At 58.0% G+C, this 26,158-nt stretch carries 20 protein-coding genes and 1 pseudogene; 3 read left to right on the top strand and 18 right to left on the bottom strand.

The window, feature by feature from the left end:
* Positions 1-27 precede the first annotated feature (27 nt).
* The 12 genes from QEH57_RS08820 to QEH57_RS08765 form a co-directional block, all read right to left on the bottom strand.
* The gene (locus tag QEH57_RS08820) at positions 28-2,853 is read right to left on the bottom strand and encodes a TonB-dependent receptor (RefSeq protein ID WP_309006353.1); all 2,826 of its coding nucleotides are present in this window, start codon (positions 2,851-2,853) and stop codon (positions 28-30) included.
* A gap of 196 nt (positions 2,854-3,049) precedes the next feature.
* On the bottom strand, positions 3,050-4,084 hold the full coding sequence (locus tag QEH57_RS08815) for a family 43 glycosylhydrolase (RefSeq protein WP_309006352.1): 1,035 nt from the start codon (positions 4,082-4,084) through the stop codon (positions 3,050-3,052).
* 21 nt (positions 4,085-4,105) lie between these two features.
* On the bottom strand, positions 4,106-5,050 hold the full coding sequence (locus QEH57_RS08810) for a glycoside hydrolase family 43 protein (protein ID WP_309006351.1): 945 nt from the start codon (positions 5,048-5,050) through the stop codon (positions 4,106-4,108).
* Between the two features lie 56 nt (positions 5,051-5,106).
* Positions 5,107-6,465, bottom strand: a complete 1,359-nt coding sequence (locus tag QEH57_RS08805) for an MFS transporter (RefSeq protein ID WP_309006350.1) — start codon at positions 6,463-6,465, stop codon at positions 5,107-5,109.
* A 227-nt stretch (positions 6,466-6,692) separates the two neighbouring features.
* On the bottom strand, positions 6,693-8,870 hold the full coding sequence (locus QEH57_RS08800; protein ID WP_309006349.1) for a serine/threonine-protein kinase: 2,178 nt from the start codon (positions 8,868-8,870) through the stop codon (positions 6,693-6,695).
* Positions 8,867-9,487 (bottom strand): sigma-70 family RNA polymerase sigma factor, encoded by a 621-nt coding sequence (locus QEH57_RS08795; protein ID WP_309006348.1) that lies wholly within the window; start codon positions 9,485-9,487, stop codon positions 8,867-8,869. Before QEH57_RS08795 ends, QEH57_RS08800 begins: the two co-directional genes overlap by 4 nt.
* A 155-nt stretch (positions 9,488-9,642) precedes the next feature.
* Entirely contained in the window at positions 9,643-10,599 is a 957-nt protein-coding gene (locus tag QEH57_RS08790) for a glycoside hydrolase family 43 protein (RefSeq protein ID WP_309006347.1), read from the bottom strand.
* A gap of 34 nt (positions 10,600-10,633) precedes the next feature.
* Positions 10,634-11,599 carry a glycoside hydrolase family 43 protein gene (locus QEH57_RS08785; protein WP_309006346.1) on the bottom strand — a complete coding sequence of 322 codons (966 nt, stop codon included), beginning with the start codon at positions 11,597-11,599 and terminating at the stop codon, positions 10,634-10,636.
* Between the two features lie 94 nt (positions 11,600-11,693).
* Positions 11,694-12,014, bottom strand: coding sequence for a winged helix-turn-helix domain-containing protein (locus tag QEH57_RS08780; protein ID WP_309006345.1), 321 nt, complete (start codon positions 12,012-12,014; stop codon positions 11,694-11,696).
* 117 nt (positions 12,015-12,131) lie between these two features.
* Positions 12,132-12,836: a ThuA domain-containing protein gene (locus QEH57_RS08775; protein ID WP_309006344.1), complete on the bottom strand. Its 705-nt coding sequence runs from the start codon at positions 12,834-12,836 to the stop codon at positions 12,132-12,134.
* Between the two features lie 2 nt (positions 12,837-12,838).
* Complete coding sequence (locus QEH57_RS08770; protein WP_309006343.1) at positions 12,839-14,158, bottom strand: Gfo/Idh/MocA family oxidoreductase; 1,320 nt, start codon at positions 14,156-14,158, stop codon at positions 12,839-12,841.
* Between the two features lie 81 nt (positions 14,159-14,239).
* Entirely contained in the window at positions 14,240-15,028 is a 789-nt protein-coding gene (locus tag QEH57_RS08765; RefSeq protein WP_309006342.1) for a DUF1445 domain-containing protein, read from the bottom strand.
* A gap of 105 nt (positions 15,029-15,133) precedes the next feature.
* Between QEH57_RS08765 and QEH57_RS08760 the strand changes: the two genes are divergently transcribed.
* A complete protein-coding gene (locus QEH57_RS08760; RefSeq protein ID WP_309006341.1) occupies positions 15,134-16,315 on the top strand; it encodes a DNA-binding transcriptional regulator in 1,182 nt (393 codons plus the stop codon).
* A 28-nt stretch (positions 16,316-16,343) separates the two neighbouring features.
* Here QEH57_RS08760 and QEH57_RS08755 read toward each other — a convergent pair whose 3' ends face one another.
* The 3 genes from QEH57_RS08755 to QEH57_RS08745 form a co-directional block, all read right to left on the bottom strand.
* Positions 16,344-16,835 carry an ABA4-like family protein gene (locus QEH57_RS08755; RefSeq protein WP_309006340.1) on the bottom strand — a complete coding sequence of 164 codons (492 nt, stop codon included), beginning with the start codon at positions 16,833-16,835 and terminating at the stop codon, positions 16,344-16,346.
* Between the two features lie 9 nt (positions 16,836-16,844).
* Positions 16,845-17,324 (bottom strand): magnesium-dependent phosphatase-1, encoded by a 480-nt coding sequence (locus QEH57_RS08750; RefSeq protein ID WP_309006339.1) that lies wholly within the window; start codon positions 17,322-17,324, stop codon positions 16,845-16,847.
* 154 nt (positions 17,325-17,478) lie between these two features.
* Complete coding sequence (locus QEH57_RS08745; protein ID WP_309006338.1) at positions 17,479-17,910, bottom strand: Spy/CpxP family protein refolding chaperone; 432 nt, start codon at positions 17,908-17,910, stop codon at positions 17,479-17,481.
* Between the two features lie 382 nt (positions 17,911-18,292).
* On the opposite strand from QEH57_RS08745, the gene QEH57_RS08740 reads away from it, so the two are divergent.
* Positions 18,293-20,026, top strand: a complete 1,734-nt coding sequence (locus QEH57_RS08740; protein ID WP_309006337.1) for a response regulator — start codon at positions 18,293-18,295, stop codon at positions 20,024-20,026.
* 40 nt (positions 20,027-20,066) lie between these two features.
* On the opposite strand, the gene QEH57_RS08735 is transcribed toward QEH57_RS08740, so the two are convergent.
* Positions 20,067-21,374 carry a DEAD/DEAH box helicase gene (locus tag QEH57_RS08735; RefSeq protein WP_309006336.1) on the bottom strand — a complete coding sequence of 436 codons (1,308 nt, stop codon included), beginning with the start codon at positions 21,372-21,374 and terminating at the stop codon, positions 20,067-20,069.
* 244 nt (positions 21,375-21,618) lie between these two features.
* A pseudogene (locus QEH57_RS24945) lies at positions 21,619-21,825 on the bottom strand (VF530 family protein); the annotation flags it as partial.
* Between the two features lie 86 nt (positions 21,826-21,911).
* On the opposite strand from QEH57_RS24945, the gene QEH57_RS08725 reads away from it, so the two are divergent.
* Positions 21,912-22,259, top strand: a complete 348-nt coding sequence (locus QEH57_RS08725) for a zinc ribbon domain-containing protein YjdM (RefSeq protein WP_309006334.1) — start codon at positions 21,912-21,914, stop codon at positions 22,257-22,259.
* 27 nt (positions 22,260-22,286) lie between these two features.
* Here QEH57_RS08725 and QEH57_RS08720 read toward each other — a convergent pair whose 3' ends face one another.
* Positions 22,287-25,697 (bottom strand): hypothetical protein, encoded by a 3,411-nt coding sequence (locus QEH57_RS08720; RefSeq protein WP_309006333.1) that lies wholly within the window; start codon positions 25,695-25,697, stop codon positions 22,287-22,289.
* Positions 25,698-26,158 lie beyond the last annotated feature (461 nt).

Raw genomic sequence — 26,158 nt, 5'->3', positions numbered from 1 at the left:
ACAATGTGTATCGATCAAATACCGAAACTAAAATGAATAACGAGCGCCGATCGAAACCGTTCGGCTGATCAGCCAGTTCCCAAAGTTATGAGTATCTGGATACTCGTAGTAGCTGTGGAATTCCTCGTCCGTAAGATTCGTCGCGTCGAGCGTCAGCACCAGGTCTTCGGAAACATTGTAAGAGAGCTGCAGATCCAAACTCTGCTGAGCAGTATTATACACGCCGAGCGGGTTGGCGAACAAACGAGCTTCGTAGTGGTGGAGGAAGTCATCTCTCCAGACGTAGGATAGACGAGAGCTGAAGCGCTCCTTCTCGTAAGCGAGCACCACGCTGTAAGAGGAATCGGATACGGCGAAGAACGGTGTCGTATCGGTACCCACGACCTCGCCAGCATCGTTGGTGATAGGGATATCCTGAATCGAGTCCAGAGTCGTATAGCTTGCTTGGATACCAAATCCCTCCGCCCAATCAGGCAAGTTCTCCGGGAACCAAACCAAGCCGAATTCCAAACCGTCCAACTCCCCGTTCGAAGCGTTGTCTGGCTGAGAAAGAATATAGTCGTATCCTTCGTAGTTCACACGGTTTACGAAATCGATGACGAGTCCCTCGATCTTCCGCTTGAAAGCGGTAGCATAAACCATATTCGCCCCTTTCTCGCCGAAGTAACGCTCGAGCGAGAGATCGTAGTTCTTCGACTCGGTCGGAGCTAAGTTTGGATTTCCGCCAGATGCAGTTCCGTAACCGATGTTCGTCACGTCTTCGACGTATGTGATATTTGGATTCAAAGCGCCAAATCCAGCATAACGAACCGTCTCGCCGTAGCTAGCCCGCAGCCGCAGATCTGGCGTCAAATCGTAAAGCACGACGGCGCTGGGAAGAATCGAATCCCCGCTGGTTGAGCTGCTCGAAGAGATAAAGTCTAAATCGCGATCGACCTTCACGTAGCGCAAGCCAACCTGACCGCTCAAAGCCTGATCGCCGAAGTCCCTCATGAAGTCAGTTTGCACATAGGCTGAAAGCGTTTTCTCTTCGATCTCGAAATTCTTGGCGATCGAGAATTCCGAAGAGGTAGGGTAGCCGTACAAGGCGCGCACCGTGTCTCTCTCAGCGCTCAAATAGTCAGCATTGATAAGCATCGCGGAGGCAGGAATATCGGTACGCCCATCGTAGTATCCAGAATTCACATACTGCATCTCTGGATAATTCGCCAAAGGCTGGTTCAAATCCGAAACGCCGCTACGGTATTCAGCTTCCGAGGCGGAGCGCGTATCGTAACGGATGCCAAAGCCAATATTCTCGAAGAAGCCTTCCTCGAGTTCGTAGACACCGTCTACCTTCAGCTCTGTCGCATCGCCTTCGTCGCGGTCCGCGTTGTCGAAGAAGGGACCGATATTCCACAGCTCCGCAACCGTGAGGTCGCTTTCGTCGACAGCGGTGTTCGGGTCGTCCCCAAAGCTGAAGGCCGGCACTCCGCCACCTGCATTGAAGTCAACGGAGATGCTCGGTGGGATGCGATTCGTTTGGATCGCGAGGAAGTCCACGGAGAACTCGCTCTTCTGGTACGAAAGGTCAGCCGTCATGGAGAGCTTCGAGCCAACCTGCCACTCGCCGGAAAGGGCGTAGAGATAGCTATCGGTCTTCTGCTCGGTGCGGTCGCCACTCATGAAGCTGAATGGGTTTCCAACTGTGCGTTCCTTGATGATATTCGTCCCTGGGATCAATTCGAAGTCGCCCGGATTGCCCCACCAGTCCGCTAGCGAGAACATCAGGTTGTTGTTAAAGCTTTCGCGATAGCCGTTATAGAAAGCTTCAAAGGTGTAAGTGGTATTGTCGTCCGGAGCGAATTGCAGCGACAGGTTTGCCGCAGGACGCTCGCGCTTTCCGTAAAAGTCGGCCGAAAAAACCGCATCGCGCGTCAAGTAGTAAGGCACCTGCTGAGTCGCTCCCCCGCTGACGGGCGTCAAGGGCAAGGTCGCGCCTTCGTTGAAAGGCAGGCCAGCTTCCAGACCTGGCTGCCAAAGCGGATTTTCAACCGCGGAGGGATGCGTCGTAAAGAGGCGCTCGAGCGGAGCAAAGGTGAAGTCCGCAGGTGGGTTCTCCGTTATGAAAGGGACCATCGCGCCGGCAGTGATGCTCTTGTCCGTCCAATTCGATTCCGCGAAGGACACGTTAAACAACGCCCCGAACTTGCCACCGTCCGTTTCCCAAACGTTGGAGAAAAGGGCGCTCACATTCGGATCGAACTCGTCCGAAAGCTCGGAGTAGATCCCACGAGCCGCCAGCACCGTCTTTTGACCGTCGAAATTGAAGGGACGCTGCGTGCGCACGTCGATCACGCCTGCGATGCCGTGCTCGATCTGGGAAGCGGAACGCGTCTTATACACGTTCACTCGGTTCACCAAGGAAGCAGGAATATCCGCCAAGGCTACGGAACGGCCGGACGAAGTGAATATATTGCGACCATTAACTGTAGTGGTTACGTCGTTGAGACCGCGAATGGTAACGGTATTCACCTCGCCGCGAGCTCGGTCCGTCGTCTGAACGCCAGCCACGCGCTGCAACGCTTCCACAACGTTGTTATCTGGAAACTTCCCGATGTCCTCCGCTACGAGAGCATCGATCATCTGGCGGCTGTTCTTCTTGATTTCAACACCAGCAGCCAAACTGTCGCGGATGCTGTTCTCGACGACGAACGCGTCGAGCTCGAATACCTTTTCGTCGTCTTGAGCGAAGGCCTGGCCGGCTCCGCCCGAAATCGCCATGAGCATGGCGACGGAAAGACCAAGTGACTTCTTGCTCTTGGCAGAAAACAGTGGGGTCTTTTCTTCTAGGTTATTAATCTTCGGGGTCATGTTAATATGGTAGTTTTCGGTGTAGCTGATTTAGTCGAAACAAGAACTAAAAGGGCATCAGCTGAGGAACTCCTCACTAGCCAATGCGCGGTAGCCGCTCCAAACCCGCCAAAAAACTTTTCATAATATCCAATTATCGAGGATATCCGCTTTTCGAAACGTGGCGAGTGGACAACGGCTTTTCGGTCGACGAAGCCTATTCGAGCACCGGCCACCCATCCTCGGTCCATCTTAGGACTTCGATGTGAAGCTTAGGCAGACCTCGATCCGTCTCCCCGTCGTAACCGTGAAAAACAGCGTATTCTACGCCATCGATATTCGAAATACCGTTGTGGCCGAGACCCTGCCAGCGCTGGTCTCCCTCCTTCAACAAAGTACCGCCGCCCTTCAGCATCGAATGGCCCTCCCGATCGAGATAAGGACCGCGAATGTCACGCGAGCGGCCGTAAACCATTTTATAGGTGCTGTCCTTACCGCGGCAGCAAAAGTCTACCGAAGCAAAGAGATAATAATATTCTCCCTTTCTATAAATAAATGGCCCCTCGATCGCATCGTTCCCTTCCCGCACCACAGGAGCCTCACCAGGACCCGCGGATTTTAGCTCAAACCGGCGGCTCGCGATGGCGATCGGTTCCGCCCCCTGCTCGACCCGGGCGAGCTCCTCGTTCAAGGGCATCAGCTTCAAGCCGCTCCAGAACGAACCAAAGGCAAGGTAAGGCTGCCCCGTTTCATCGAATATCAAATTTGGATCGATCGCGTTCCAGTCCTGCAGTCCGGGCTCCGAGCGAACGACCACTCCGTGGTCCTTCCATTCGAAGTCTGGACGACTCGCATCCAGCGTCACGTTACTGGCCATGCCGATGCACGAATCGTTCGACCCGAAGGTGGATACGGAATAATATAAAATATACCGACCATCATGGTAACTGATATCCGGCGCCCACATATGCCCCTTAAAGCCGGACACCAGCTCCGTCGCCCAGCTTGGAGCCGTATCGAATACCGGATCCTGCATGGTCCAATGCACCATATCGCTGGAACTCCAAACCGACACCCCCGGACCAGTCGTAAAGAGATAATACGTATCCGCTTCCTTTATAATAACCGGATCGTGGGCCACCACATCTTCACGTGGCACGTCAACGGTCTCTCGAACCTCCGCCGGCTCATCCCCGCAAGCTGCCAGGGTCACGCAAAGCAGGCAGGATACACTTGAAATCATTCGTCTCATCGTTCGTCCTTCCAATTCAAATTAGGTACGCTGCGCATCGAATACAGGCATGCCCGTTTCATCCCAAAGAAGTTTCTTCACGAAAGTGTGCCGATTCGGATCCCAAAGCGGATCGCCTTCGATTTCCGTGTATTCTCGAGCATGATACACCAGCAGGTCGTCCTGTCCGTCCTCCGAAACCGTGAAGCTGTTATGCCCGGGTCCAAAGTGCTTGAACTCCGGGCGAGAGCCGAGCACCGGTTCCCTACGCTTCGTCCAACTGCGTGGATCCAGCAGGTCGCAATCCTCGTCCGCATACAGCAAGCCCATCGCATAGTTCTCGTCCGTGGCGCTCGCGGAATAGGACAGGAAGACCTTCCCGTTCCGCTTCAGGATCGACGGTCCCTCGTTCACCCAAAAACCGCGTATTTCCCAGTCGAACTCGGGAACGCTCAGGCGCACCGGCTTCGTCGCCAGCGTAAGCGGCGTATCCATCTTAGCGATGTACAGGTTCGAATTCCCCTCGATCCCAATCTCCTTCTGGGCCCAAACGTAGAAGAGCTCTCCCCGGTGCTCGAACACCGTCGCATCCAGGCAAAACGTATCCATTCCGGTTTCGATCCGAACCGGATCCGACCAATCGCCCGCCAGGGGGTTCGCCGCATCGGTATGGATCGCATACATGCGATGCTGGAAGAGGTCGTATTTGATTTCTCGCGACGGAGCTGCAGCGAAATAGATATACCAAGCGCCCCGCACGAAGTGAATTTCCGGAGCCCAAATCAAATCCGAAAACGGTCCCTCCTCCGGCTTCGTCCACACCGTCACGCGATTCGCCTCCGCCAAACCGGCAATCGTCCTGGAACGACGCAACTCGAGCCGATCGTACTCCGGTACGGAAGCCGAAAAATAATAGTACCCGTCGGACGCCTTCAAAATGTGCGGATCCGCTCGTTGCTCGATTAAAGGAGTAGGTCGTTTGTCCATAATATATAAATTGCTACAGCTGATACGATCGAGGCGAATCGTCCCGAAACGCGTTCCTAGGCGCCCTTCTCGGCAGGCTTCAGAATATCGCTACCATCCACCATTTCGTGATAGAACTTATCCGTGATCTTATACTTAAACATCATCACCCCGAGCAGGGCATGGAAGACGCCGGGTATCACCGTCAACATCAAGGCAATCCCATTCAAGGTGTAGGCCGTCTGCTCCACATCTTTCTCGTAGTTGAAATAGCTGAGCAACAGTCCGCCAATCAAACCTGCCAGACCGCCGCCCGCCTTTTGGCAAAATGATATTCCACCGAAGGCCAATCCAGAAACCCGCTCGCCGTTCTTGGCCTGTCCGTAGTCCACCGCCTCCGCGATAGCCGACCAGAAAACCGGTGCGTGCAGGTCCACCACGAAGCAAAGGAGAATATAAAGCCCGAAAGCCAGCACCACGTCGTCCGGCGTTACGAAGAAATAAAGGGCCACGCTGACCACACCGGTCAAAATCTGGGACCACCGAAAGAGCGCGATCTTGCAGTAACGTTTCGTAATCCAAGTCGACGCCACCATCGACGCGATCGAAGCCGCGATGCCCGAGCTCGTGAAAGCCGATATTATAACCTCGTCTCCAGCCAGAAAATACTTCGCGTAGTACATCGCCACGCTCCCGCGAATCGCGTATCCAAGCGTACCGACAATACAGGCTCCCGCTAAAACCAGCCATTGGTCATTGCGCAAGAGCAGCGAAATCTGGCGACCGATGGGACGGCGATCCGCCACGTATTCTACCCGCTCCCGTGTAGTGAAAAAACAAAACAACAAGAGCAAAACTCCCACCCCCGACATCAAGCCCATCGCCAGCTGGTAACCTTTCCCCAGATCGTCGCCGCCCCATGCCTTCGCCAAGATCGGCACCGATGCAACGATGACGACGTTCGCGATCTTCGCGAAAAACATGCGGTACCCATTCGCCGACAACCGCTCCTGCGGGTCCGAAGTTAGCACTCCGATATAAGAGATGTAGGGAATCGCCACCCCCGTAAACATCAAGGTTGCCAGCAGGTAAGTCGCATACGCCCAAACCAGCTTCGCCGCATAGTCCCAATCCGGCGTGGTGAAGAGCAACACCATCGACACGCCATAAGGCACCGCCAAATAAAGAAAATAGGGCCGAAAACGCCCCATCCGCGTCGTCACCTTATCGGTGATCAACCCCATCATCGGATCCGTGAACGCGTCCACGAAGCGGGCCACCATGAACAAGATCCCCATGTGCACCGGATCCAGACCGAAGATGTCCGTATAGAAAAAGGACATGAAGAAGAACAAGGCGGCGACCATTACATTGATCGACATGTCGCCGGCGCCGAAGCCGACCTTTTCCAAGACAGTAAGCTTCTTCGAATTCATAGCGTGAAGGAAGAAGCCTCCCTGTAAGCGAAAGATAGAGATAAGGGCATAATAGAAGGAGTTCGATATCCAAAGACCGATCGGCAGCGAATAACCGCGACACCCATCGAGCTACCCCTACATGCGCCCTCCCCGCTCCAAACCCGCCAAAAAAAGGTTCAAACGCGAAGCCCCCTCCGTAGCGCAGCGCAGGATCCCTCCAGCTAAGGCTCAACAGTTCCCGACGCTCACTCCATCCCCAGCAGGCGAGACGCCTCCCGCTTGATCACGCGGGCAAACGCCCAGTCAAACCAGAACCCCTGCACCGGATTGCCCAGGTCGATGTTCGTAACGTACTTGCTCTCCACCAAACGCGCCGCTGCTCGATACGCCGCCTCCGCATCGTCCGTACGCCCCATCTGATAGGAAGCCATTGCCAAGACGAACCCCGCCGCCGCATCGCGCGGGGCATTCGGAGCCCCGTAGGCAAAGCAACGCCGCGCATAGGCAACCGCCTCCGCGTAGTTGGCCCGCCGATACTCGAAAAGCGCATGCGACATGGAACGCCAGGCCGCCTGGAAATTGTCGCCCGAAGTCTCCGCCCCATGGATCGACACCTTCGACGCCTCCGCAAACGGCTCCAGCTGACGCAGCATCTCGCCATTGGCCGACACCAGCAAACTGATCTTCACAATCCGGTCCGCAAAGGGCAGGTCCACGCCGGAAAAGCGCTCCACCGCTTGACGGCGAAACCGGTCGTACTCGTCCAAGTCGCCCAACTCGATCAACACTGGCCCCAGCTCGAGGTAGTCCAAACTGGATACGTCCGCACCTTCCAGCTGGTTCACCTTCAGCAAGGTCTTGAAACGCTCCGCCGCCAAGCGCCAGCGGCCATTGATCGCGTGCCATTCGCCCAGGGCCCGAAAGACCGCAGCCCCCTCCATCGTCGCTTCGTTGAGCTCCACTCCGCCTACCAAAACGTCCGCCTCCGCATACTCCTCCTTGCTCACCAGCATGGCCGCCTCGGTCAGCTGGCCGCGAAACTCCGCCTCCTGCCGCAGCCGCGCCTGCTGCTGCTCCGCCGCCTCCGCCCGCTGACGCGCCTCCCGCTCTCGCATAAGCAGCCAAGTCGAAAGCCCCAGACCAAAGATCAAGGTCAGGGCCACCGCCGTGGAAGCTAGCACCATGGTGCGGTTTCGCTTTACCATCTTGCGGTAGCGATAAAAGAACCCGGGCGAGTGAGCGACCACCGGCTCGTCGGCCAAGTAGCGCTTGATCTCCGTGGCCAAGGCGTCCGCCGTCTCGTAGCGGCGATGGCGATCCTTGGACATCGCCTTCATCACGATGCAATCCAAGTCTCCCTTCAATCGCGAAACGAGGCTCTTCGGCGTCTTGTTCAAGGAGGCTGAAATCGTATCCGCTTCCTCACTACCCAGACTAAGAATGCGTTCCGATGGAAGCGGCGGCTCTTCCTTGCCCACGATGCGACGCAAGTCCGCGATGCCCACGTTCGCCAAGCGATCCTTGTCGAAGGAGGGCTTGTCGGTAAGCAGCTCGTAGAGCAAGACCCCCAAGCTGTAGACGTCGCTCCGCGTATCCACATCCAAACCACCGAGCTGCACTTGCTCCGGACTCATGTAGGACGGCGTGCCGAGCACCTGCTTGTCCGGTCCGGAAAAAAGCATCATCTCGCTGAAGCCCGCCTCCGTGGCCCGAGCGATGCCGAAGTCGATCACCCGCGGCACGGCGCCGCCGTCGTGCTCGCTGACGATGATGTTGGACGGCTTGATGTCGCCATGGATAATCCCCTTTTGGTGGGCGTGCTGGATCGCATGGCACACCTGCATGAAGAGCTTCAGCCGATCCACGATGCCCAGCTTGTGCCCGCGGCAATAGTCCGTGAGCGCCTCTCCGCGCACATGCTCCATCACGAAGTAAGGCGAGCCGCCCGCCGTCTCCCCCGCGTCGAAGACGCGAGCGATATTCGGATGGTCCATCATAGCCAGGGCCTGGCGCTCCGCCTCGAATCGCGAAATAACCCGCTCCGTCTCCATCCCCAAACGAATGATCTTCAATGCCACCGCGCGGCGTACCGGCTCTTCCTGCTCCGCGAGGTAAACCACTCCGCAACCGCCATCGCCAAGCCGTTGCAAGAGCCGGTAGCGGCCAATCTTCACCCCCACTTCCTCCTCCTCGTCCGGGTCGCGACGCAGCTTCTCCGCCACCTCTTCGGAATTGATCGCCCGAGCGCTCTCCGCAAAGAAGTCGTCCACCTCGTCGGTGGTCTCCAGCATCGACTTGAGGCGACGCAGCATCCCCGGATCGTCCGCGCACTCCGTCTCCAAAAAAGCGCTACGCAGCGCCGGGTCCGCAATGGCGCGGGCCGCATCGAATACTTCTTCCTCTCGGGCGCTCTCGGAATTCATAGGGGATGGGCTTGCTGCTGCTTGATGGTGTCGAGAAGCCAAGCCTTGGCAAAAGCCCAACGCCGTTCGACGGTGCGCTCGCTGATGCGCAACATGTCCGCCACCTCCGCGTTGGTGTGGCTCATAAAGAACTTCAACATCACCACCCGCGCCTGCTCCGGATCCTTTTGCTTAAGCTTCTCCAAAGCCTCGTCGATCATCAGCACCTTCTCTTCCGGGGTCGCCGTCGCTACGTCGATGCTCGCGAGATCCACCCGCACCAGATCGCCGCCGCGCTTGAGCCGCGCCTTCCTGCGAGCGCTCTCGATCAGGATTCGGCGCATCGCCTCCGCCGCCGCGCCGAAGAAGTGGGCCCGGCTCTCCCAGCGAATCCCTCCCTTGCCTACCACCCGCAGCCACGCTTCGTGCACCAGGGCCGTCGGCTGCAAGGTATGGGCCGAAGATTCGCGGGCCATGCGCACGCCCGCGTGCTGGCGCAGCTCGTCGTAGACAAGCGGCAACAGCTCCTCCGAAGCCCGTTCGTCCCCCGCCTCGATCGCCTGCAAGCAGACCGTCAGGTCCGCCATGCTGGCGCCGGACCAATGAGGTTTCGGGGATTCGCTGGGTTCAGATTTCATGGGGTCGCAACAATGCCTCGAGCTCGAGGAGGCTCCTTTTCCGTCCATCAAATGGGGCAGGATCGAAACGGGCTCCTCCGACTCTCCGCCCACGCTAGAGGCATTTCCCGCGATATCAAACATTTGCCTCCATCTCCACGCAAGGGAGCGTCCTCCTAGTCGATCCGCGGCACGCTGGTCTGGGTGCGGACCACCTTCTTGATCAAGCCCTCTTCGTCGTACTCGAGCTTGTCCACGCAAAGGGAACGCCGGTACACCCCGCCGCCGGGCAAGCCCGCGTTGTGGTAGACGAAATACCAATTGCCCTTGAACTCCACGATGCCCTGATGGTTCGTCTCTGACTTGGGCAGCAGATCGTTGATCACGCCTCGGTAGGTCCAAGGCCCCGTCACGCTGTCGCTGGTGGAGTACTCGGTGGTCGACGGGTAATGCGACGCGTAGGTGAGGTAGTAGGTATCGCCCCGCTTGTGGATAAACGGCGCCTCGAAGAAGTTGTGGGCCTCCAAGGTATGCACCTCCCCTTCCAGCTCGAGCATGTTGTCCTTGAGCCGCGCCCAGCGCCCTTCGTTCCAGGACCCCCAGTAGAGATAGGCCTGCCCATCGTCGTCGACGTAGACCGCCGGGTCGATGTTCAGCACTACTGAATTCGGCGTCTCGTCCGTAATCAAAGGCCCGCCGATGGCGTCGCGAAACGGGCCAGTCGGACTATCGCTCACCGCTACGCCGATCGCGAAACCTTCATGCACGCGGATTTCCTTGTGGCGAATCGAGACGTACCAATAGAACTTGCCGTCCCGCTCCGTGACATGGCTGGCAAACGCGTCCCCCTGAGCCCATGCAAAGTCGTCCACCGATAGCAACGGACCGTGCTTCTCGTAGTCCACCATGTTCGTAGTGGAAAAAGCATACCAGTCGTGCATCTTGAAGAAGCGATCCGTCTCGTTCTGGATATCGTGACCCGTATAGAGGTAGAGCGTATCGCCATGGACCAACGGAGCAGGGTCCGCCGTAAACATATCCGTCACGATGGGATTGCCGCGATACTGGGCGGGATCGGCCCAAGCTGCCGCAGCAAGGCCCAAGCCTATTGCCGCCAAAAGTGTGGTTCTCAATTTCGAAGTCATTTGTGATCAGTTAATGGATACGCTATTTCGCTCGAGGTTCGTCCGCCGACGGAACGCCTTCCAAGGTGGAAACGATGCGCTGCAAGCTTCCGTCCTCGTTGTAGCGTAGTTCGTCTATGCATACGGAGCGGCGAAAGCTACCGCCCGTCAGCAAACCGCCATTGTGATAGATGAAGTAGTCGCGCCCCTTGAACTCGATGATGGACTGGTGGTTCGTATTGCAGTTGCCCGCCAAGCCCTTGATCACGCCACGGTACTCCCACGGACCGGTGACGCTCTTCGAAGTCGCGTAAGCCGTGCGCTCCGGAAAGCCCCAAGCATAGGTCAGGTAGTAGAGATCGCCCTTCTTGTGCACCCAAGGCGCTTCGGTAAAATGGGGCAGCTCGATCTGATGGATCTCGCCGTCGAGCTCGATCATGTCGTCCTTAAGCTTCGCCCAATAGAGGTTCGTATTGCCCCAAAACAGGTAGGCCTGCCCGTCCTCGTCGATGAAGGCCGCCGGGTCGATGTCGTCCCAGGTCACGCGGCGCCCTTCGGGGTTGATCGGATCAGGAGTCATGTCGCTGGAAACCAGCGGCCCGCCAAGGGGATCGCTAAACGGCCCCGTGGGGCTGTCGGCCGTAGCCACCCCTACCGCGAAGCCCAAGCCTTCGCCCCGCCAGACCGAGACGTACCAGAAAAACCTCCCGTCCCGCTCGATGGTATGGGCCGCCCAGGCGTTTGCCTTGGCCCAAGGAAAGTCCTCCAGCGAAAGAATCGAGCCCTCCGGCTTCCAGTTGACCATGTCCGTGGACGAGAAGCAGAGCCAATCGTCCATCACGTAGCCGGGCTTGTCGGGCAAGGCCTCGTCGTGCCCCGTGTAGAGGTAGACTGTGTCGCCATGCACCATGGCGGCCGGATCCGCCGTAAAAACGTCCGTGATGATCGGATTCCCAGCATAGGCCGAGGCTGCTACCGCCCACGCGGCAAAAAGGGTAAGGGTCTTCATACCCTTAGACATGCGCCCCCTTCCACTCGAACCCGCCAAATCAGACGGAAAAAAACGCGGCCAGCCCTCGCCCGGCCGCTCGCGGCGCCTCGCCTCAGTCCTTGTGCACGAAGTCCAGCAGGTCGCCGACCGAACGGTGCGACTCGATGGCGTGGCGCAGCTTCACCCGGCGATTGATCTTGTAGCGATTGCGGCGCCCTTCCTTGAAACGGGTAATGATGCCGGCCACCTCCAGGTCGGATACGATCTTCTGCACCGCCCGCTCCGTTATCCCGACCTCCACGGCCACGTCGCGCAGCACCTTGTCGCCGCCCTTATCCAAACAGAGCAGGACATGGGCGTGGTTCGAGAAAAACGTCCATTGGGAAGGTTCTTTGGCAGAGGGAGCTGCCTCTTTCTTGCTTTCAATTGCCATATGCGTGAGTCCATTCGATCAAGAGGCGGCAAATACCGCCCCCGAGTTTCATGTACTCCGATTCGTACGATACGAATCGCGATTGGCAAACCCATAGATTGCAGCCGCGAAACCGCCCTAGCGTCCCGCCACCCAGAACAAAGCCCGCTCCAGCATGCCCAGAAAGCGCTCGTCCCGAAAGTCAGCCGGCACGCCGAGGCTGGAGTAAAACACCCGCTGCGTCCCATTCACTCGCTTCCATGCGACCGGAGCCTCCTCCGTGGGAGAGCTCGCCCGCAGGAGCGCTTCCACGTCCGCGGCCAGCTCGGGATTCCGATACAGCTTGCCCGGCCGCGTCCAGCCCTCGAGCCCGTAGAGGATCGGGTCGGATGCATTCGCCTCCACGATCTGAATACGGATCCCCTCCTCCGCCGGACCATGACCGCTGTAGCTGCCGCCCAACACCTTGGAATCGAATTCCTGGTAGAACTGGAAGGCATGGCTCGCGGTGCGTATCGCCAACACCGGCTTCCCCGCCTCGCACCAATCGACGATGCACTGGGCCTGCTCGCCTTCCAGCTCCCAGCGCCGACAAAAAAACACCAACACGTCCGCCTTCTCCAGACCTTCCAAGCCCGCCACCGCAGCGACCTTATCCGTCCCCAACGAGAAGCTCGACTGCACCCCGTAGAGCTCCTCCAGGCGCTCCGCCCAGCCCAACAGACTCTCCTCGGATCGGTATTCAGCCGAGCCCGACAGCATGTGCACCCGCACGGGCTCCGCTCCCGCCGACGTCAAACACGCCAGCGCCAAAAAAACGCCTACCCAAAGGAATCGCTTCATCGCTAGAAGCTCCACTTCGCGCGGGCTGGACGGTTTCTCAAGGCATTCGCATGAGCGTCGTCCAAGAAACTCTCCCGCTCGGGGTTCCAGTACAGCGGACGACCCAGATCGATCGAGATGTTAGCCAGGTGACACAGCGTCGCCGAGCGATGCCCCACCTCTACCGGAGCGTGCAAGTCCTCCGCCCGACGCGAGCGCACGCAGGCCAGCCAATTCTGGAAGTGGCCGCCCTTGGTCCGCCGCAAGCGTATCGCCAAGTCCTCCTGCTGCCCCTTGTATTCGCGGATCAAGTCCTTCGGATTCGTCCAAAGCTCCTCCCGGTTCACGTAAAGCTGCCCGCTCGTCCCGAAAAAGGTAACCCCGTTCTTCCCGGACCTTAACTTCATCGTCACCCCATTCCCATACTCGTAGTCTACATCGAGATCGAAATAGCTGGTATGCCGCGCCCCGACCGGATTCCGCTGCCCCATTCCTCGCACCGAAACCGGCCCCGTCACATCCGTTCCCAATCCCATCTGCGCCGTATCGAGAAAGTGGGCACCCCAGTTCGCGATCTCCCCGCCGGAAATCTCCGGCATGAAGCGAAAGTTGTAGTGAAGGCGATCCGAATGGTAGTCCGACCAAGGGGCCGGGCCTAACCACATGTCGTAGTCGAGCCCCTCCGGAATCGGCTCCGGCTTCCACTTCTCCGCGCTGCCCGGTCGGGTATTGATGGATACATCCACATGCTTGACCTCTCCCAGCAAGCCGTTCCTCACAAATTCGCTGGCAATGATGAAGCGATCCTGCGAACGCTGCTGACTTCCGACCTGCAAGATCCGCGGATGGACCTTCAACAACTCCACCAGCTCCCGCCCTTCCTCGATATGCAAGGAAAGCGGCTTCTCCACATAAACGTCCAAGCCCGCTCGGATCGCCTCCTTCGCGATCGGCACATGCCAATGATCAGGCGTCGCAATCATCACCGCATCCAGATCCTTGCGCTGCAGCAGCTCGCGAAAATCGCCGTAGGTCCGGATCCCCTTGTATCCACTTTTCCCTGCCTGCTCCGCATAGAGCCCTTCCGCCGTATTCAAGGCCTCCTCCGCGACCTTCGCGTCGACATCGCAAATCCCCACTAGCTGGCACTCCGGCGATCCCACCACCGACGGCAAATGAACCTTGCCGCCGAGATTCTTCACCCCGATCAAGCCTACGTTGATACGGTCGTTAGCCGAACGCTTCCTCTTGCCCTCCGCTTCCGAGGCGGCAAAGCCTTTGAGCGACAGGGCCAAGCCTGCCCCCACTCCACTAGCGGCGCGAATAAAGTCTCTTCTTATCATTTTGGGGTCTTCGTTTTATAGGGTTCTTTTAGTAGGACAGTCGCTTGCGACAGCCGCAGGGCAGGTCTAATTCAACGCCCATCAAGGCAGGCAAATTCGGTCCACCTTCAAATCGCACATGAATGGATGCGCCGGCGTATGGGTGATCAACAAATCGGGCTTCGCCCCCAGCAAGGTCACCTGAGGCGTCACCCCACAGGCCCAAAAGACCGGCACCACTCCCTCCGGGATCCTCTCAACCGGAGCGCCCACAATCGGATTCTCCAGGTCCGCGCCGATCGCCGCCGGATCGCCGATATGCACCGGAGCGCCATGGTTGTTGTAGTAGCGAGCGGTCAACTGAGTGGCGATCACCGCCTGCTCCGCGCTCATCCAACGCATAGTAATCACCATGTTGCCGGAAAACTTCCCGGACGGACGCGTCGGTATCGACGAATTCAATACCCAGACATCCGGCGAATACGGAACCCCCGCTCGCGCCAAAGCATTGTCGAAGGAAAGACTCGAACCGATCAGGAACGCCACGCTGTCATCCCGCCACAAATCTCCGATCTCCCGCACGTCCGCCTCGAACTCGCCCTCCCGAAACACGCGGTAGCTGGCCAAATCGGTTCGCAAGTCCGCTCCGGGCGCGCTGTAGCGGGGCTCCGGATCGCCGGGCTCCAATATCTCGATCAATGGGCAGGGCTTGGGATTGCGCTGGCAATACACCACGAAGTCGTAAGCCAAGTCCTTCGAGACCACCACCAAGTTGGCCAGCACCTGATCCCTGGCCCGAAACTGCGTTACCCCCGTCCACTCTCCGCGACGCATCGCCAGTCGCGACTCCCTCGCAAACAACAATTCCTCTTCGTCCTGCACCTTCGACATAATCACCGCATCATAGCGGAAAAACGCTCCCCACACATTACCTGTTCTCTTATTTTTATTAAGTTTTCTCGTATCCCAGAGAAAATCTCCCAAGCTTGCCGAGAGATGAGGACCCCTCGCCCCCGCCAGCCCCGAAGACTCAAAGTAGCCCTGCTGATCGAAACCTCCCGCGCCTACGGACGCGGACTGCTGGAGGGCATCGCCCGCTTCAACCGCGAAAACCCGAGCTGGTCGGTCTACTTCGAACCCTCGGGCTTCGCTCGAGCCGCGCCCTCCTGGCTTAGGAATTGGGATGGCGACGGTATCCTTGCCCGTATTAGCGATTCCGATACAGCCGAACTTCTCCTCTCTCGCAATATTCCCCTGATCGACCTGCGCGGCATCCTGCCGGACCTGCCTACGCCTTTCGTCGGGGTCGACAACCGCAGCGTCGCCGAACTGGCTTTCCAACACTTCCGCGATCACGGATTCGAACGATTCGCCATCGTAGGCGCCCCCAGCGGCTACCATCCCCACCTCGACCAGCGCTGCGCCTACTTCCAGCAACAGGTTTCCCAAGCGGGCTACCCCTGCGCCACTTTCACCGACACCCGCCTCGGCCGCCCCAACGCCACTTGGGAAGCCCAACAAAAGCGCATCTCCAAATGGCTCAAAACCCTCGACGACCGCACCGCAATCCTCTGCGTCGACGACCTCCTAGCCCGCGAAACGATCGACGCCGCCACCCGCTCGGGAATCTCCGTTCCCGAAAACCTAGCCGTGCTCGGGGTCGACAACGACGAGCACCTCTGCACCCTCTCGCCCACTCCGCTTTCAAGCGTCGCCACCGACGCCGCCCGCGTCGGGCACCTCGCCGCCAGCCTGCTCCACCAGATGATGCGCGCCCCCAAAAAACGGATACCTAAAGAGCAGCTCGTCCCCTGCCGCGCCGTGGTCACCCGAGCTTCCACCGACATCCTCGCCATCGACTCGCCTCAGCTCATCCGCGCTCTCGACTTCATCAAAACCCACGCCTGCGATCCGATCTCCGTCGAACAAGTCGTCACCCAAACCTTCGTTTGCCGCACCCTGCTCGAAAACGAATTCAAGCGCCACCTCGGCCGGACCATCTTCAAGGAGATCCTCCGCAACAAGCTCCAACGCGCCCAGACCCTGCTCTCCCACAGCAAGCGAACCCTCGAGGACATCGCGGCCGAGTCAGGCTTCCAGTCCGCCACCTACCTTTCGCAAGTTTTCCGACGCGAGCTCGGCCAAACGCCCGGCCAGTGGCGAAAGCAAAACAGCTAAGTCCGCAGCAGCGAACAGAGGCGCTGACCTAGTCTTCCTCCGTCACCGCTTCCTTTCGCGACCGCCACTTGCCAATCAAAGTCGCCACCCAATAGCGAGCGGCGAAAAACAAGGTCCCGATCGGCCCCAACAGCCAAACCAGCACCAGCTCGAAACGCACCTCCCACCCGCGGAAGCGAGCGAAGCGGGAAATCCAGATCCCCACGAACAAGTCCATCGTCAAACGATGCATCCACAGGGCGATAAACAAGATCGGATGCGCCCAAAACCGCCGCACGTTCTTCATCTCCACGCCTTCCAAACGCGGCAGTCCCGTAACGTCGTAGGCCAGATAGAACAAATACAAATAAAACACCCCAAGCAAAGGCGGAGCCAACCAAAGGCGACACAGCGTATTGGTCAGGCGACTACGCGGCCACACCAGCATGAGCAGCCAAAAGGGAGCCGAGCTCGCCGTCGCCACCCAAAACAAAGTATTGAGCTCGCGACTGCCAAAGTACTCTACCAACCAAATCGCCATCCCCCGCAGCTAAAGCGAAATCTCCGCGTCGAGCAACTCCCGGCGAAATCCGTTTCGCACATGCACGCAACGCACGCCCAGCTCCCCGGCCTCCTCGATGTTCCGCATTTCGTCGTCGAAGAAAAGCATCTCCCCGTACTGGTAGCCCGTCGCCGCCTTGAGCTCCGCAAAGTGCCTCACCTTCGACGAAGGATAGATCTCCTCGTAAGCGAAATGCTCCCGCAAGCCCAACAGGTCCAAGAGCGTTCGGGCCCACTGCGGCTGCGTCGTCCGCGAGGCGATGGCCAAGTCCAAGCCCGCGGCCGCCAAATCGAGCAAGCACTCCGGAATCTCCTCGTAGGGACGCACCCAGGCCTTCGCCGCATCGAGCACCCGTCCATCCCGCTTGGAAAACGGAGGTTGCAAGCAATCGCACCACACCCCACCCGCATCCCACAAGGTAAAATCGAGGTCGAATACCACCAACTTATACGTCCGAATTGAAATCACGCAGGAACCACAAACCTCTCCCCCCGCAATTGCGAACCGAATTCCCCGCCCAGCAATCTCAAGCCGCAAAAAAAAGGTTCGCCGGACCCTACTCCAGCGAACCTTCTAACGCGTACCCATCGATAGGATACGCGACACGTACAACTAAGAAATCTTACTCCTCGTCAGAGTCGGCGTTCTGCTTCCGATTGCCGCCGGCTCTGCCACCCCGATCGTTCGCAGCGAGCAGCTCTTCCAACTTCGAAATCTGCTCCTCGCTCAACAAAGCCTTGGCCTTGCTCTCAGTCTCCTTGCGCAAGGCCGCGATCTCAGGCTGGGCTTCCCGCATCTGCTCGCGATCGGGACGCACCCCCTTGCCCATCTCGATGCCATGCTTGGCAAGAATCGCCTGGCGCGCCTCGCGCGACTCCGCAAAGACCGCCTTCAGTTGGTCCTTCTGCGTATCGCTCAAGTCCAGCTGCTGGACCAAGCCCTCGATTCCCCCTCTTCCTCCGCGAGCCTGCCCCCGGTCCTGAGCCCCCAGATTAGCCGCCGCGATAAGCGTGAAACCACAAAGTACGAAACGAAACAGTTTAGAGATATTCATAGGCGAAACCTTCTGCATTCAATATGCCAATACACGCAACCGCCACACAACACACTCTAATACAAGGACTTCCCACCGAACCGACTCGTTTCCACCGCCAGCGAACACCACCCCTTTGGGAATCCTTTCCCAAATTTTTCCTCCCGCCGCTTCCCCGCTTGGGAATCCCTCCCCAGCCACGTACCCACAGTTCGACTACATCACCTCACAGTCGCCGCAAGATTACGTACATGTTTTAATTGAACAAGGCTAGGTCCTCTGATTGTGTCGCCCTCGCATTTAACCACGAATTTCGCAGCAAGCGTCCGTCGCACCGAAATCTCGAACTTCCCGCAGGCAAAACGGTTTCAAACCCGCCACGCCAATCCGCTCCGTCTCTCCCATGCCACCCCCAGATCCCGCCCCGAAGCTCCAGCCTGCCCCCATCGATTTCCTCGAGCGAGAGATCCCCAAGCTTCGCCAAATCGCGAAACGGCTCAACGCGATCGAGGATCCCGACGAGCTCCTGCGCAGCGCCGTCGAGGAAGGCCGCAAGACGCTTCTATTCAGTCGCATCAGCTTCTGGTTCTTCGACGGCGGCTTCCACGCCCTCAAGGGAAGCTTCGGCGTCGACAAAGAGGGCAACGTCGTCGACGAGCGGCAAAACACCGTTTTCGACCACGGATCCATCGCCCCCCAGCGAGAAGCCTGGGCCCAGGCCCCCCACTACTTCCTCAAAACCGATAGCCCGCTGCGAGATTCCGAAGGCGGCATCATCGCCCATGGCGTCCACTTCACCGCTCCCCTGTACGAGGGCGGCGACATCACAGGCTACCTCTCCGTCGACGACCTGCTCGAAAGCCCCGCCATCAACTCCAAGACCGGCCCGCTGATCTGCCTCTACGCCGAAATCGTAGCCGGACAATACTACAGCAAGAAAGCCGATCAAAAAGCCCAGCGAGCCATCGAAGCCGCCAATCGGTCCGACGACATCAAGCGCGAATTCCTCGGCATGCTCGGACACGAAGTCCGCACCCCCCTCAACGCCATCCTCGGCTTCGCCCAGCTCCTCTGCCTCAACGAAACCTCCGAAGAGCAGAAAAACCTCGCCCACACCATCGAGCAAAGCGGAGACCACCTGCTCAACATGCTCAGCAGCATGATGGACTACGCCAACCTCGCCGACCGCGACCTGCGCCGACGCTACCTGCCCTGCGACCCCGTCGAAATCGCCCGCGAAACCGTCGAATCCTTCACCCAGATCGCCCGTAGCAAAAACCTGCACATCACCTTCCGCCATCTCGGCGACTTCGAAGGCTCCGTCCTAGCCGACCCCACCGGACTCCGCCAGATCCTCTCCAACCTCGTACAAAACGCGATCAAGTTCACCGACAGCGGAAACGTCCGCGTCGTCGCCCAATCCCAACCCAAGCCCAACGGCAGCCTCGCCATCCAGTACACCATCGAGGACACCGGTTGCGGCATCGCCCCCGTCCACCAAAGCAGCGTCTTCGAGCCCTTCAAGCAAATCGACTCCTCCCTCACCCGCGCCCACGGCGGCATCGGCATGGGCCTCGCCATCGTCAAAAGGCTCGTATCCGGAATGCAAGGACAGATCCAATTCGAATCCGAATCGCTCATCGGCACCACCTTCAAGGTCGACTTCCAATTCGAGTACGCCAGCAAAGCGCCCCACGTGCAAAGCTCCCCCATCGGCACCCGAGCCCAAGTCAACAAAGCTTCCGACAAAACCAAGATGCTCATCGCAGAGGACAACGACAACAACCGCATGCTGCTCGAGCGCTACCTTCGCCAGCTCGGCTACCCCGCCCCCACCGAAGCTCAAGACGGCGAAGAAGCCCGCATCCTCATCGAAGAGAACCCCTACGACTTCGTCCTGCTCGACCTGCAGATGCCCCAGATCGACGGACTCTCCCTCACCCGCATGATCCGCAGCGGCATGTGCGGCTCCATCAACCGCGACGTCCCCATCATCGGCCTCACCGCCCACAACATCCAGTACGACCGCGAGCGAGCCATCTCCGCCGGCATGGACCACTACCTCACCAAACCCTTCAAGCTCGAGCAACTCCGCCACGCCATCGAACTGGCCTGCACGCGCAGCGCCGAGCTTTAGCCAGCGCCCGCCATGCCAGAGCGCCGCTCCTAACCCGAGCCTAGTCCCCCTTCGTTTTCCGCAAGGCTCGTGCCCAGGGACTGGATACATCCTTAACGCCGCCCGACCCGCGACCCTTTCCAGCCGCCAGCTTGCGCAACTTGTCCTTCTTGCTCGGACGCTTGCCCTTCACCGGAGCCTTGCCCTTGTTCGGGTCCTCCGGATTCCAAGCCTCCGGCTCGAAGCCTGCGATCCGCTCGCGAGCGATCGGCTCGATCTTGTTCTTCTTCTCGATCTGGCGAAAATGGGCGTCCATGTCGTCCGTGATGAAACTCACCGCGACACCCTCGCCACCCGCCCGGCCCGTACGGCCGATGCGGTGCACGTAGTCCGCCGCCGCCCGCGGCAAGTCGTAATTGATCACGCACGGCAAGCCCGCGATGTCGATCCCGCGCGCCGCCACGTCCGTAGCCATCAGCACCCGCGCCTTCTGCTGCTTGAACCGCTCCAAGGAACGCTGGCGCTTGTCCTGCGACATGTCGCCATGCAAGGCCAAGGCCTTGATCCCGTTCTTCGTCAGCTTCACCGTCACGTTCTCCGCCCGACGCTTCGAGCCCACGAAAACCAGCACCCGTTCCCAGCCCTCCACTTCGAGCAAATGCCGCAGCAAGCCCGTACGCATGTTGCCGTCCACCTCGATCGCCCGCTGGGCAATGCTCGCCACCGGCTGGGCCGCCGCCTCCAGCTCGATCCGCTCAGGATCCTCAAGCAGGGAATCCGCCAGCGAAACCACATGCTGCGGAAAGGTCGCGGAAAAAAGCAGGTTCTGCCGCTTCTCCGGCAACATCTCGATGATCGCGTTCAGCTCGTCCGCAAAGCCCAAGGCCAACAAACGATCCGCCTCGTCCAGCACCAGCAGCTCCACCTCGTCCAGCTCCACCGAGCGACGCTCCACCAAATCGATCAAGCGCCCCGGCGTCGCCACCACCACGTCCACTCCCGCGTAAGCCGCCTTCATCTGAGCCTCGTAGCCCACGCCGCCAAAGGCCACCAAGACCCGCACCGGCGCCGGAGCGCCCTGGGCGTAACGCTCCAAAGCGGCGCCGACCTGCACCGCCAACTCCCGCGTCGGCACCAAAATCAAGTGACGCGGCTTCCGGGCCTGGCTTTCCGCCGTCGCCACCTTCTGGGCGATCGGCAGGGCGAATGCCGCCGTCTTGCCCGACCCCGTTTGCGCCGCGGCCCGCAGATCCTTGCCCGACAAGATTACCGGGATCGAAGCCGCCTGGATCGGAGTCGGCTCGGCGTAGCCGAGGTCCTCCAAGGAACGGAGCAAAAAGTCTGAGAGATCAAGCGAAGCAAATGACATAGCCCCCACACCTGCGCCCAAAGCGCCCCCAAGGCAATCCTCCAAAAATCCCAATCCAGCGCCCTGCCGCCCGGAGGCGGGACGCTCACTCCTCCAGCGGCTTGCCCGTCCAAGGATTGACCTTGCCCGCAGACGGCTCCCGTCGCTTGAAAGGGCGCCGCGACGGCAGCAAAGGCTCCGGGCGCGGAGCCGGCCGCTCCTTCGCCGCCGGCTTCTTCCTCACCGGCGGCTCCACCCCGATCGACTCCATGTAGGCGATTTCCACCTTGTTGCGAGCCCACGGGGTCTTGCGCAAAAACTTCAGGCTGGAGCTCAAGCTCGGATCGTTGGCGAAGCAGTTGATCGAGATCCGCGCCGCCAAGTCCTCCCAGCCATACTTCTCGACCAGCTCGGTCAACATCGCCTTCAAGGTCTTCCCATGCATCGGGTCTTTCTTCGCCGCTTCGCTCATCGCCAAACATAAGCGAGCAAGCCCCCCACAAGGTCAATCCGCATCAATCCCCTTGTCTCGCCGCAGCCACCCGCTATTCAGGCCCCATGGACCAAATCCCGAACTGCCCGCAGTGCGACTCCGAATACGCCTACGAAAACGGCCCCACCCTCGCCTGTCCCGACTGCGGACACGAATGGGTCCCCTCCCAGACGCCCGAAGCCGCGGCCGGCGAAGCCGAAGACCGCGTGCTCGACTCCAACGGCAACCCCCTCGCCGACGGCGATACCATCACCCTCATCAAAGACCTCAAAGTCAAAGGTGCCCAAGGCGACCTCAAGGCCGGCACCAAGGTCAAAAACATCCGCCTCTGCGACGGCGACCACAACATCGACTGCAAGATCCCCGGCTTCGGCGCCATGAAGCTCAAATCCGAGTTCGTCAAAAAAGCCTAAGCCCGCCGGGCTTCAATCGCTAAGCCGTCACTCAAAACTCAGGTTCCGAAGACGCTCCTCTTCTTGCTCTTTTGCCCGCTGATCATCTACCCATGTTTGAACCTTAGCCTTGGCCTTCGCCAACGCCAACTCGGAGGTACGGCCAACCGCTTCCAGCTCATCAAATAGGCGGAGCCTGCGTTCCAACGTATTCGCCAAAGATCCCATCCACGATAACGGGTATAGTTGGCCCACAAAACCCGCCAGAACTGCTTTCTTGTCTGGTGCAGACTTCCATAAGGCGAAGCCGATGTCGGTTAGTTTCAAGCCGCTATTCCCATCTACTTTCTTAAAAAACGAACATATATTCGCTATGAATTGATAGCGAGACTCCGGAGCAATGGAGCACCACTCCATCAGAATATCGGTTGGTACCTTGTCGATCACTCCTGCCTTTCGGTCCGAGTAGCGATCCTTCATTAGCAACCGAGCGCGATTGTATTCTTTCTCGCCCGTTTCTCCGAAAACGAGATCCAATGCAAGGACAGGGAATTTTTCGAAAATTGGAGCGAGCACCTCTCTTCGGCAGTCCTCAAAACCCATCGAGTACCGCTCGTCGGTTTCTAATATCCGTTTTATGATAAGCGCTACGCTAGATGCGGATTCTTCGTACTTGATCCACAGCTTTGTGATCTGCTCGAACTCAAAATTCAGGGGTGGTCCTCCCATTTTCTGCAATCCCTCATTTTCCCACTCAAAGTGAGCCAAGAAATCCCCGACGAACCTACCGAGTTCGCGACAGTAAGATTCATCCTTTCCGTCGGACCCGCTAACCACCATCGTCAAAACGTCCAATGCAACGACCAATCCAGAGTCAGGACGCTGACTAAGCTTTCCGATAAGAGTAGCGATCTGGCCGATCTCCAGCGCTTCCGTCGAACGCCCATATCGCAGACACGAAAATTGTCCTGTTGGACAAGCGGCCGAGTCGAGTGCTGCACAGAGCCGTTCGTAGCCGGGTCCAGAAATCCCACTCTGGGTTTGGAGAGAAACAAACCAAGTAATCCAAAACGAATTCCCGATAGCGGAGTCGAGGAAAGCCTCTAGCGACTCAGGATCCGAACGACTCCAACCTGACACAAATCCGAGCACGAACCTGATGTTCAAGGAATTTTCAGCAACGACACACAACTGCGATCGAACTTCATCGAGGAAACCTCGCTTATCCGGATGTATCGAGCCTGCACCAAATCCAAAATCAAAGACTCCTTCTTTGACCTCACTAGAGCAGAGTTCCGGAATCAGGCGCTTTAAAAGCAGCGGCTGAACAGCTGCTTTCTCTCCAAGAGCAATTCGCCGCTCCTCCGCGATCCTATACATATCAGGCCCCGATGGTCTTTTGCTTCCTGATCCCGCTACAGACTGCGATTCAAGATCATACAAAGGAGCTTTCGGCGAAATAACTTTGGCTCGAATCTCTTCTATCAAATTTGAAGGAGCCAACTTTGATTCCATTGAACGGAGCCACGACAATGTTGCCTCGTCTGCATCCTTAACGTCCCAGGCCAGTGCTTCGCGAACACCTGCCCAACCTTCTCCCCAGCCATCAATGGCTTTCAACCTCTCAGCAGCCTCTGATAGAGCGTCCCGCAAGACTCCGACTCGGCAAAGCCCTCGCATCGACGCACCGAGAACAGCGCGAAACTTCTTTCCTCCACTAGCATCCGCCTCACCAAACTGGACCGCCATTTCAATCCATGGAAAATACCAATCCCGGAGGTCGTCACCCGACTTCGGCCGCCAGCCGTGATCCCTACGTTTCGCCCCAAAGTCCGAGTCGTAGCTTGAGGAAAATTGCGTTGTTTTCAAACCTGCGGTGATCAGCCCCAAGCCAAGTTCGCGTTCATATTCGGAAGTGCTATTCGAAAGTTCAGAGGCAAATTGGTGTCGCTGGGAGGGAGTGGCATGCGTTCCTGAAAGGTGAGCTTGGCAGAAGGTCTTTAGAGCATCACGAGCCCCAGCTCCGAAACGGTCCCTCGAAACGCCTAGGGCAAACTTAATCAATACCCTTACCGCATCATCAAAGAATTCGGCATCGTAAGCGATCTCTCGCGTTACACGAACCAACCTATTTCCGTTTTGATTTCTTATACCTTCCAATGCATTTACCAAAAGCGACCGTACTATCGCATCAAGAGCAGCCTTAGGAGCAACCGGGGCCAAGTTCTCAAACATTTGCATCTGAAACCCAGATAAATCGAAAGGCTCACCGAGGACCCCACCGCCCTCAAGAAGCATTGTCGCAATTTCTACGGCTCGCCTACAGTCATGCAGATAACCAAGGCGCCGCGTAAACGATCGTGCGACCCTATCTCCTGATCCCAGAATTAGCTTTTCCACAATCAGCCCGACCGGAAGTGAGTCGAGACAGCGAGCAGCGAGACGATTTGCTATAGCATGCGGCAATACAGCTCTCCATTGAGCTCTAGACTGCACTAAGCCGCGACGCCGTAGTTCAGCTATATGCTTTGAGAAGCGAAGAGTCGAAACTTCAGCCAGACAAGCGAGCAAAGCTAATTCACCTCCATCCGAAAAATCGTCGCCGTCAAACGAATACAAAAGGCTCGCAACCTCCGAAGAATGAAGCAGTTCTTCACTTGGCCTTCTTTGCTGTTCGAAAAGCCTCAAAAACAAGACCTCGTCCCGCAACTCGCATAGCTCGCCTCCAACCTCCGCAGTTGAAGCGAGAGCAAATGCGACTCGTGCATTCCCATCCGAAAACTCTGCAATTCGTTCACGATCACGCTGGGATAATCGCTTGTACTTCCTACTGACTAACTGGCTTATGATTTCAGGCGAAGAACCCTCCAATCGAAATGCATCCGTGCCCTCAGGAATGTCATCACGAATATCATATTCGATGCTGATAAGCTTTAAACGGCTTTCGCTTCGCCGAACAATCTCGGTCAAACGAGCGTGCGTCTCGAATCCGCAGTTATCTACCACAACGACAGAATCAGAACCGCGAGCAACTAAACGCTCCACCATCTCAGTTGGGGAGGGATACGGATTGTCGGCAAGGTCCCCATAGATCACGTTTCCGGGATCCAAGAACAATAAATTAGGACAAACTCGCTCATCGAACAAAGCTTGAACCAATCTCGTTTTCCCAACGCCTGAAAGGCCGACAATCCGAATCGAAACCGAACGCTGCAGTTTCGCCCTCAATTGAGCTATCGCATCAGCAACAGGCATTCCTTCTTCAGAATTCGGAGCGAAAACTTTCACACGATCATCAATTAAGTATTCTGAATCTGGATTCTCTTCTCGATACGCCCAGGCTCCATAAGGTTTCCACCCCTCCAGCGGTTGCCCTAACTTAGATCTCAACCAAACAGCGACCTCTTGATGTTGTTCGACCCAATCCGCGATTCGGCGACTGTCGTAAAAGTCAGACACAACACTCTCCGCCAAACCATAGTTGCTCAGGCAACGGACAATAGCGTTCTGGCGAGGGCCCAAAGAAATATCGCTGCCATCGTCCCTGGTAGAAACGATAAGATAGCATCCTCCAGTATTTCGCAGAGCTTCGATAGCTGGACGTATTGAGCCAGCTGGAGCCATTTCGGGCCCAATCTTAGCTGGCCCAAATGTCTCTGCCTTAACCTGAATTAAAGTTCGCGAGGACTTCACAAAATCAGCGTTCCGAAGCGGAGTGGCACAATTAACTCGGACGTCTACACCTCCATCTGCAGCACGTTGATTACCACCCCAGGTAACAGCGGACTCGGCAAGTCCCTGCAATCGCAGCTCTGCCTTGCATAGGCGAGCCACTAGCTCTCGGGCCATCTCGTCATCGACCGACTTGATTAAAGTGGATTTTATTTCAAATGGAAATGCCATCGATAGTGAAAACTGCG

The sequence above is a fragment of the Pelagicoccus sp. SDUM812005 genome (assembly GCF_031127875.1).
Classification (GTDB): Bacteria; Verrucomicrobiota; Verrucomicrobiia; order Opitutales; family Opitutaceae; genus Pelagicoccus.
The sequence above is the reverse complement of the archived record's forward strand: the minus strand, read 5'-3'. Positions and strand labels throughout refer to the sequence as shown.

What these genes read in the sequence shown, in the direction of transcription:
- QEH57_RS08745 (WP_309006338.1), bottom strand. Translation starts at nt 17,910, where the DNA reads ATGAATATCTCTAAACTGTTTCGTTTCGTACTTTGTGGTTTCACGCTT.
- QEH57_RS08810 (WP_309006351.1), bottom strand. Translation starts at nt 5,050, where the DNA reads ATGGACAAACGACCTACTCCTTTAATCGAGCAACGAGCGGATCCGCAC.
- QEH57_RS08725 (WP_309006334.1), top strand. Translation starts at nt 21,912, where the DNA reads ATGGACCAAATCCCGAACTGCCCGCAGTGCGACTCCGAATACGCCTAC.
- QEH57_RS08780 (WP_309006345.1), bottom strand. Translation starts at nt 12,014, where the DNA reads ATGGCAATTGAAAGCAAGAAAGAGGCAGCTCCCTCTGCCAAAGAACCT.
- QEH57_RS08800 (WP_309006349.1), bottom strand. Translation starts at nt 8,870, where the DNA reads ATGAATTCCGAGAGCGCCCGAGAGGAAGAAGTATTCGATGCGGCCCGC.
- QEH57_RS08740 (WP_309006337.1), top strand. Translation starts at nt 18,293, where the DNA reads ATGCCACCCCCAGATCCCGCCCCGAAGCTCCAGCCTGCCCCCATCGAT.
- QEH57_RS08820 (WP_309006353.1), bottom strand. Translation starts at nt 2,853, where the DNA reads ATGACCCCGAAGATTAATAACCTAGAAGAAAAGACCCCACTGTTTTCT.
- QEH57_RS08770 (WP_309006343.1), bottom strand. Translation starts at nt 14,158, where the DNA reads ATGATAAGAAGAGACTTTATTCGCGCCGCTAGTGGAGTGGGGGCAGGC.
- QEH57_RS08805 (WP_309006350.1), bottom strand. Translation starts at nt 6,465, where the DNA reads ATGAATTCGAAGAAGCTTACTGTCTTGGAAAAGGTCGGCTTCGGCGCC.
- QEH57_RS08765 (WP_309006342.1), bottom strand. Translation starts at nt 15,028, where the DNA reads ATGTCGAAGGTGCAGGACGAAGAGGAATTGTTGTTTGCGAGGGAGTCG.
- QEH57_RS08795 (WP_309006348.1), bottom strand. Translation starts at nt 9,487, where the DNA reads ATGAAATCTGAACCCAGCGAATCCCCGAAACCTCATTGGTCCGGCGCC.
- QEH57_RS08760 (WP_309006341.1), top strand. Translation starts at nt 15,134, where the DNA reads ATGAGGACCCCTCGCCCCCGCCAGCCCCGAAGACTCAAAGTAGCCCTG.
- QEH57_RS08815 (WP_309006352.1), bottom strand. Translation starts at nt 4,084, where the DNA reads ATGAGACGAATGATTTCAAGTGTATCCTGCCTGCTTTGCGTGACCCTG.
- QEH57_RS08785 (WP_309006346.1), bottom strand. Translation starts at nt 11,599, where the DNA reads ATGAAGACCCTTACCCTTTTTGCCGCGTGGGCGGTAGCAGCCTCGGCC.
- QEH57_RS08775 (WP_309006344.1), bottom strand. Translation starts at nt 12,836, where the DNA reads ATGAAGCGATTCCTTTGGGTAGGCGTTTTTTTGGCGCTGGCGTGTTTG.
- QEH57_RS08735 (WP_309006336.1), bottom strand. Translation starts at nt 21,374, where the DNA reads ATGTCATTTGCTTCGCTTGATCTCTCAGACTTTTTGCTCCGTTCCTTG.
- QEH57_RS08755 (WP_309006340.1), bottom strand. Translation starts at nt 16,835, where the DNA reads ATGGCGATTTGGTTGGTAGAGTACTTTGGCAGTCGCGAGCTCAATACT.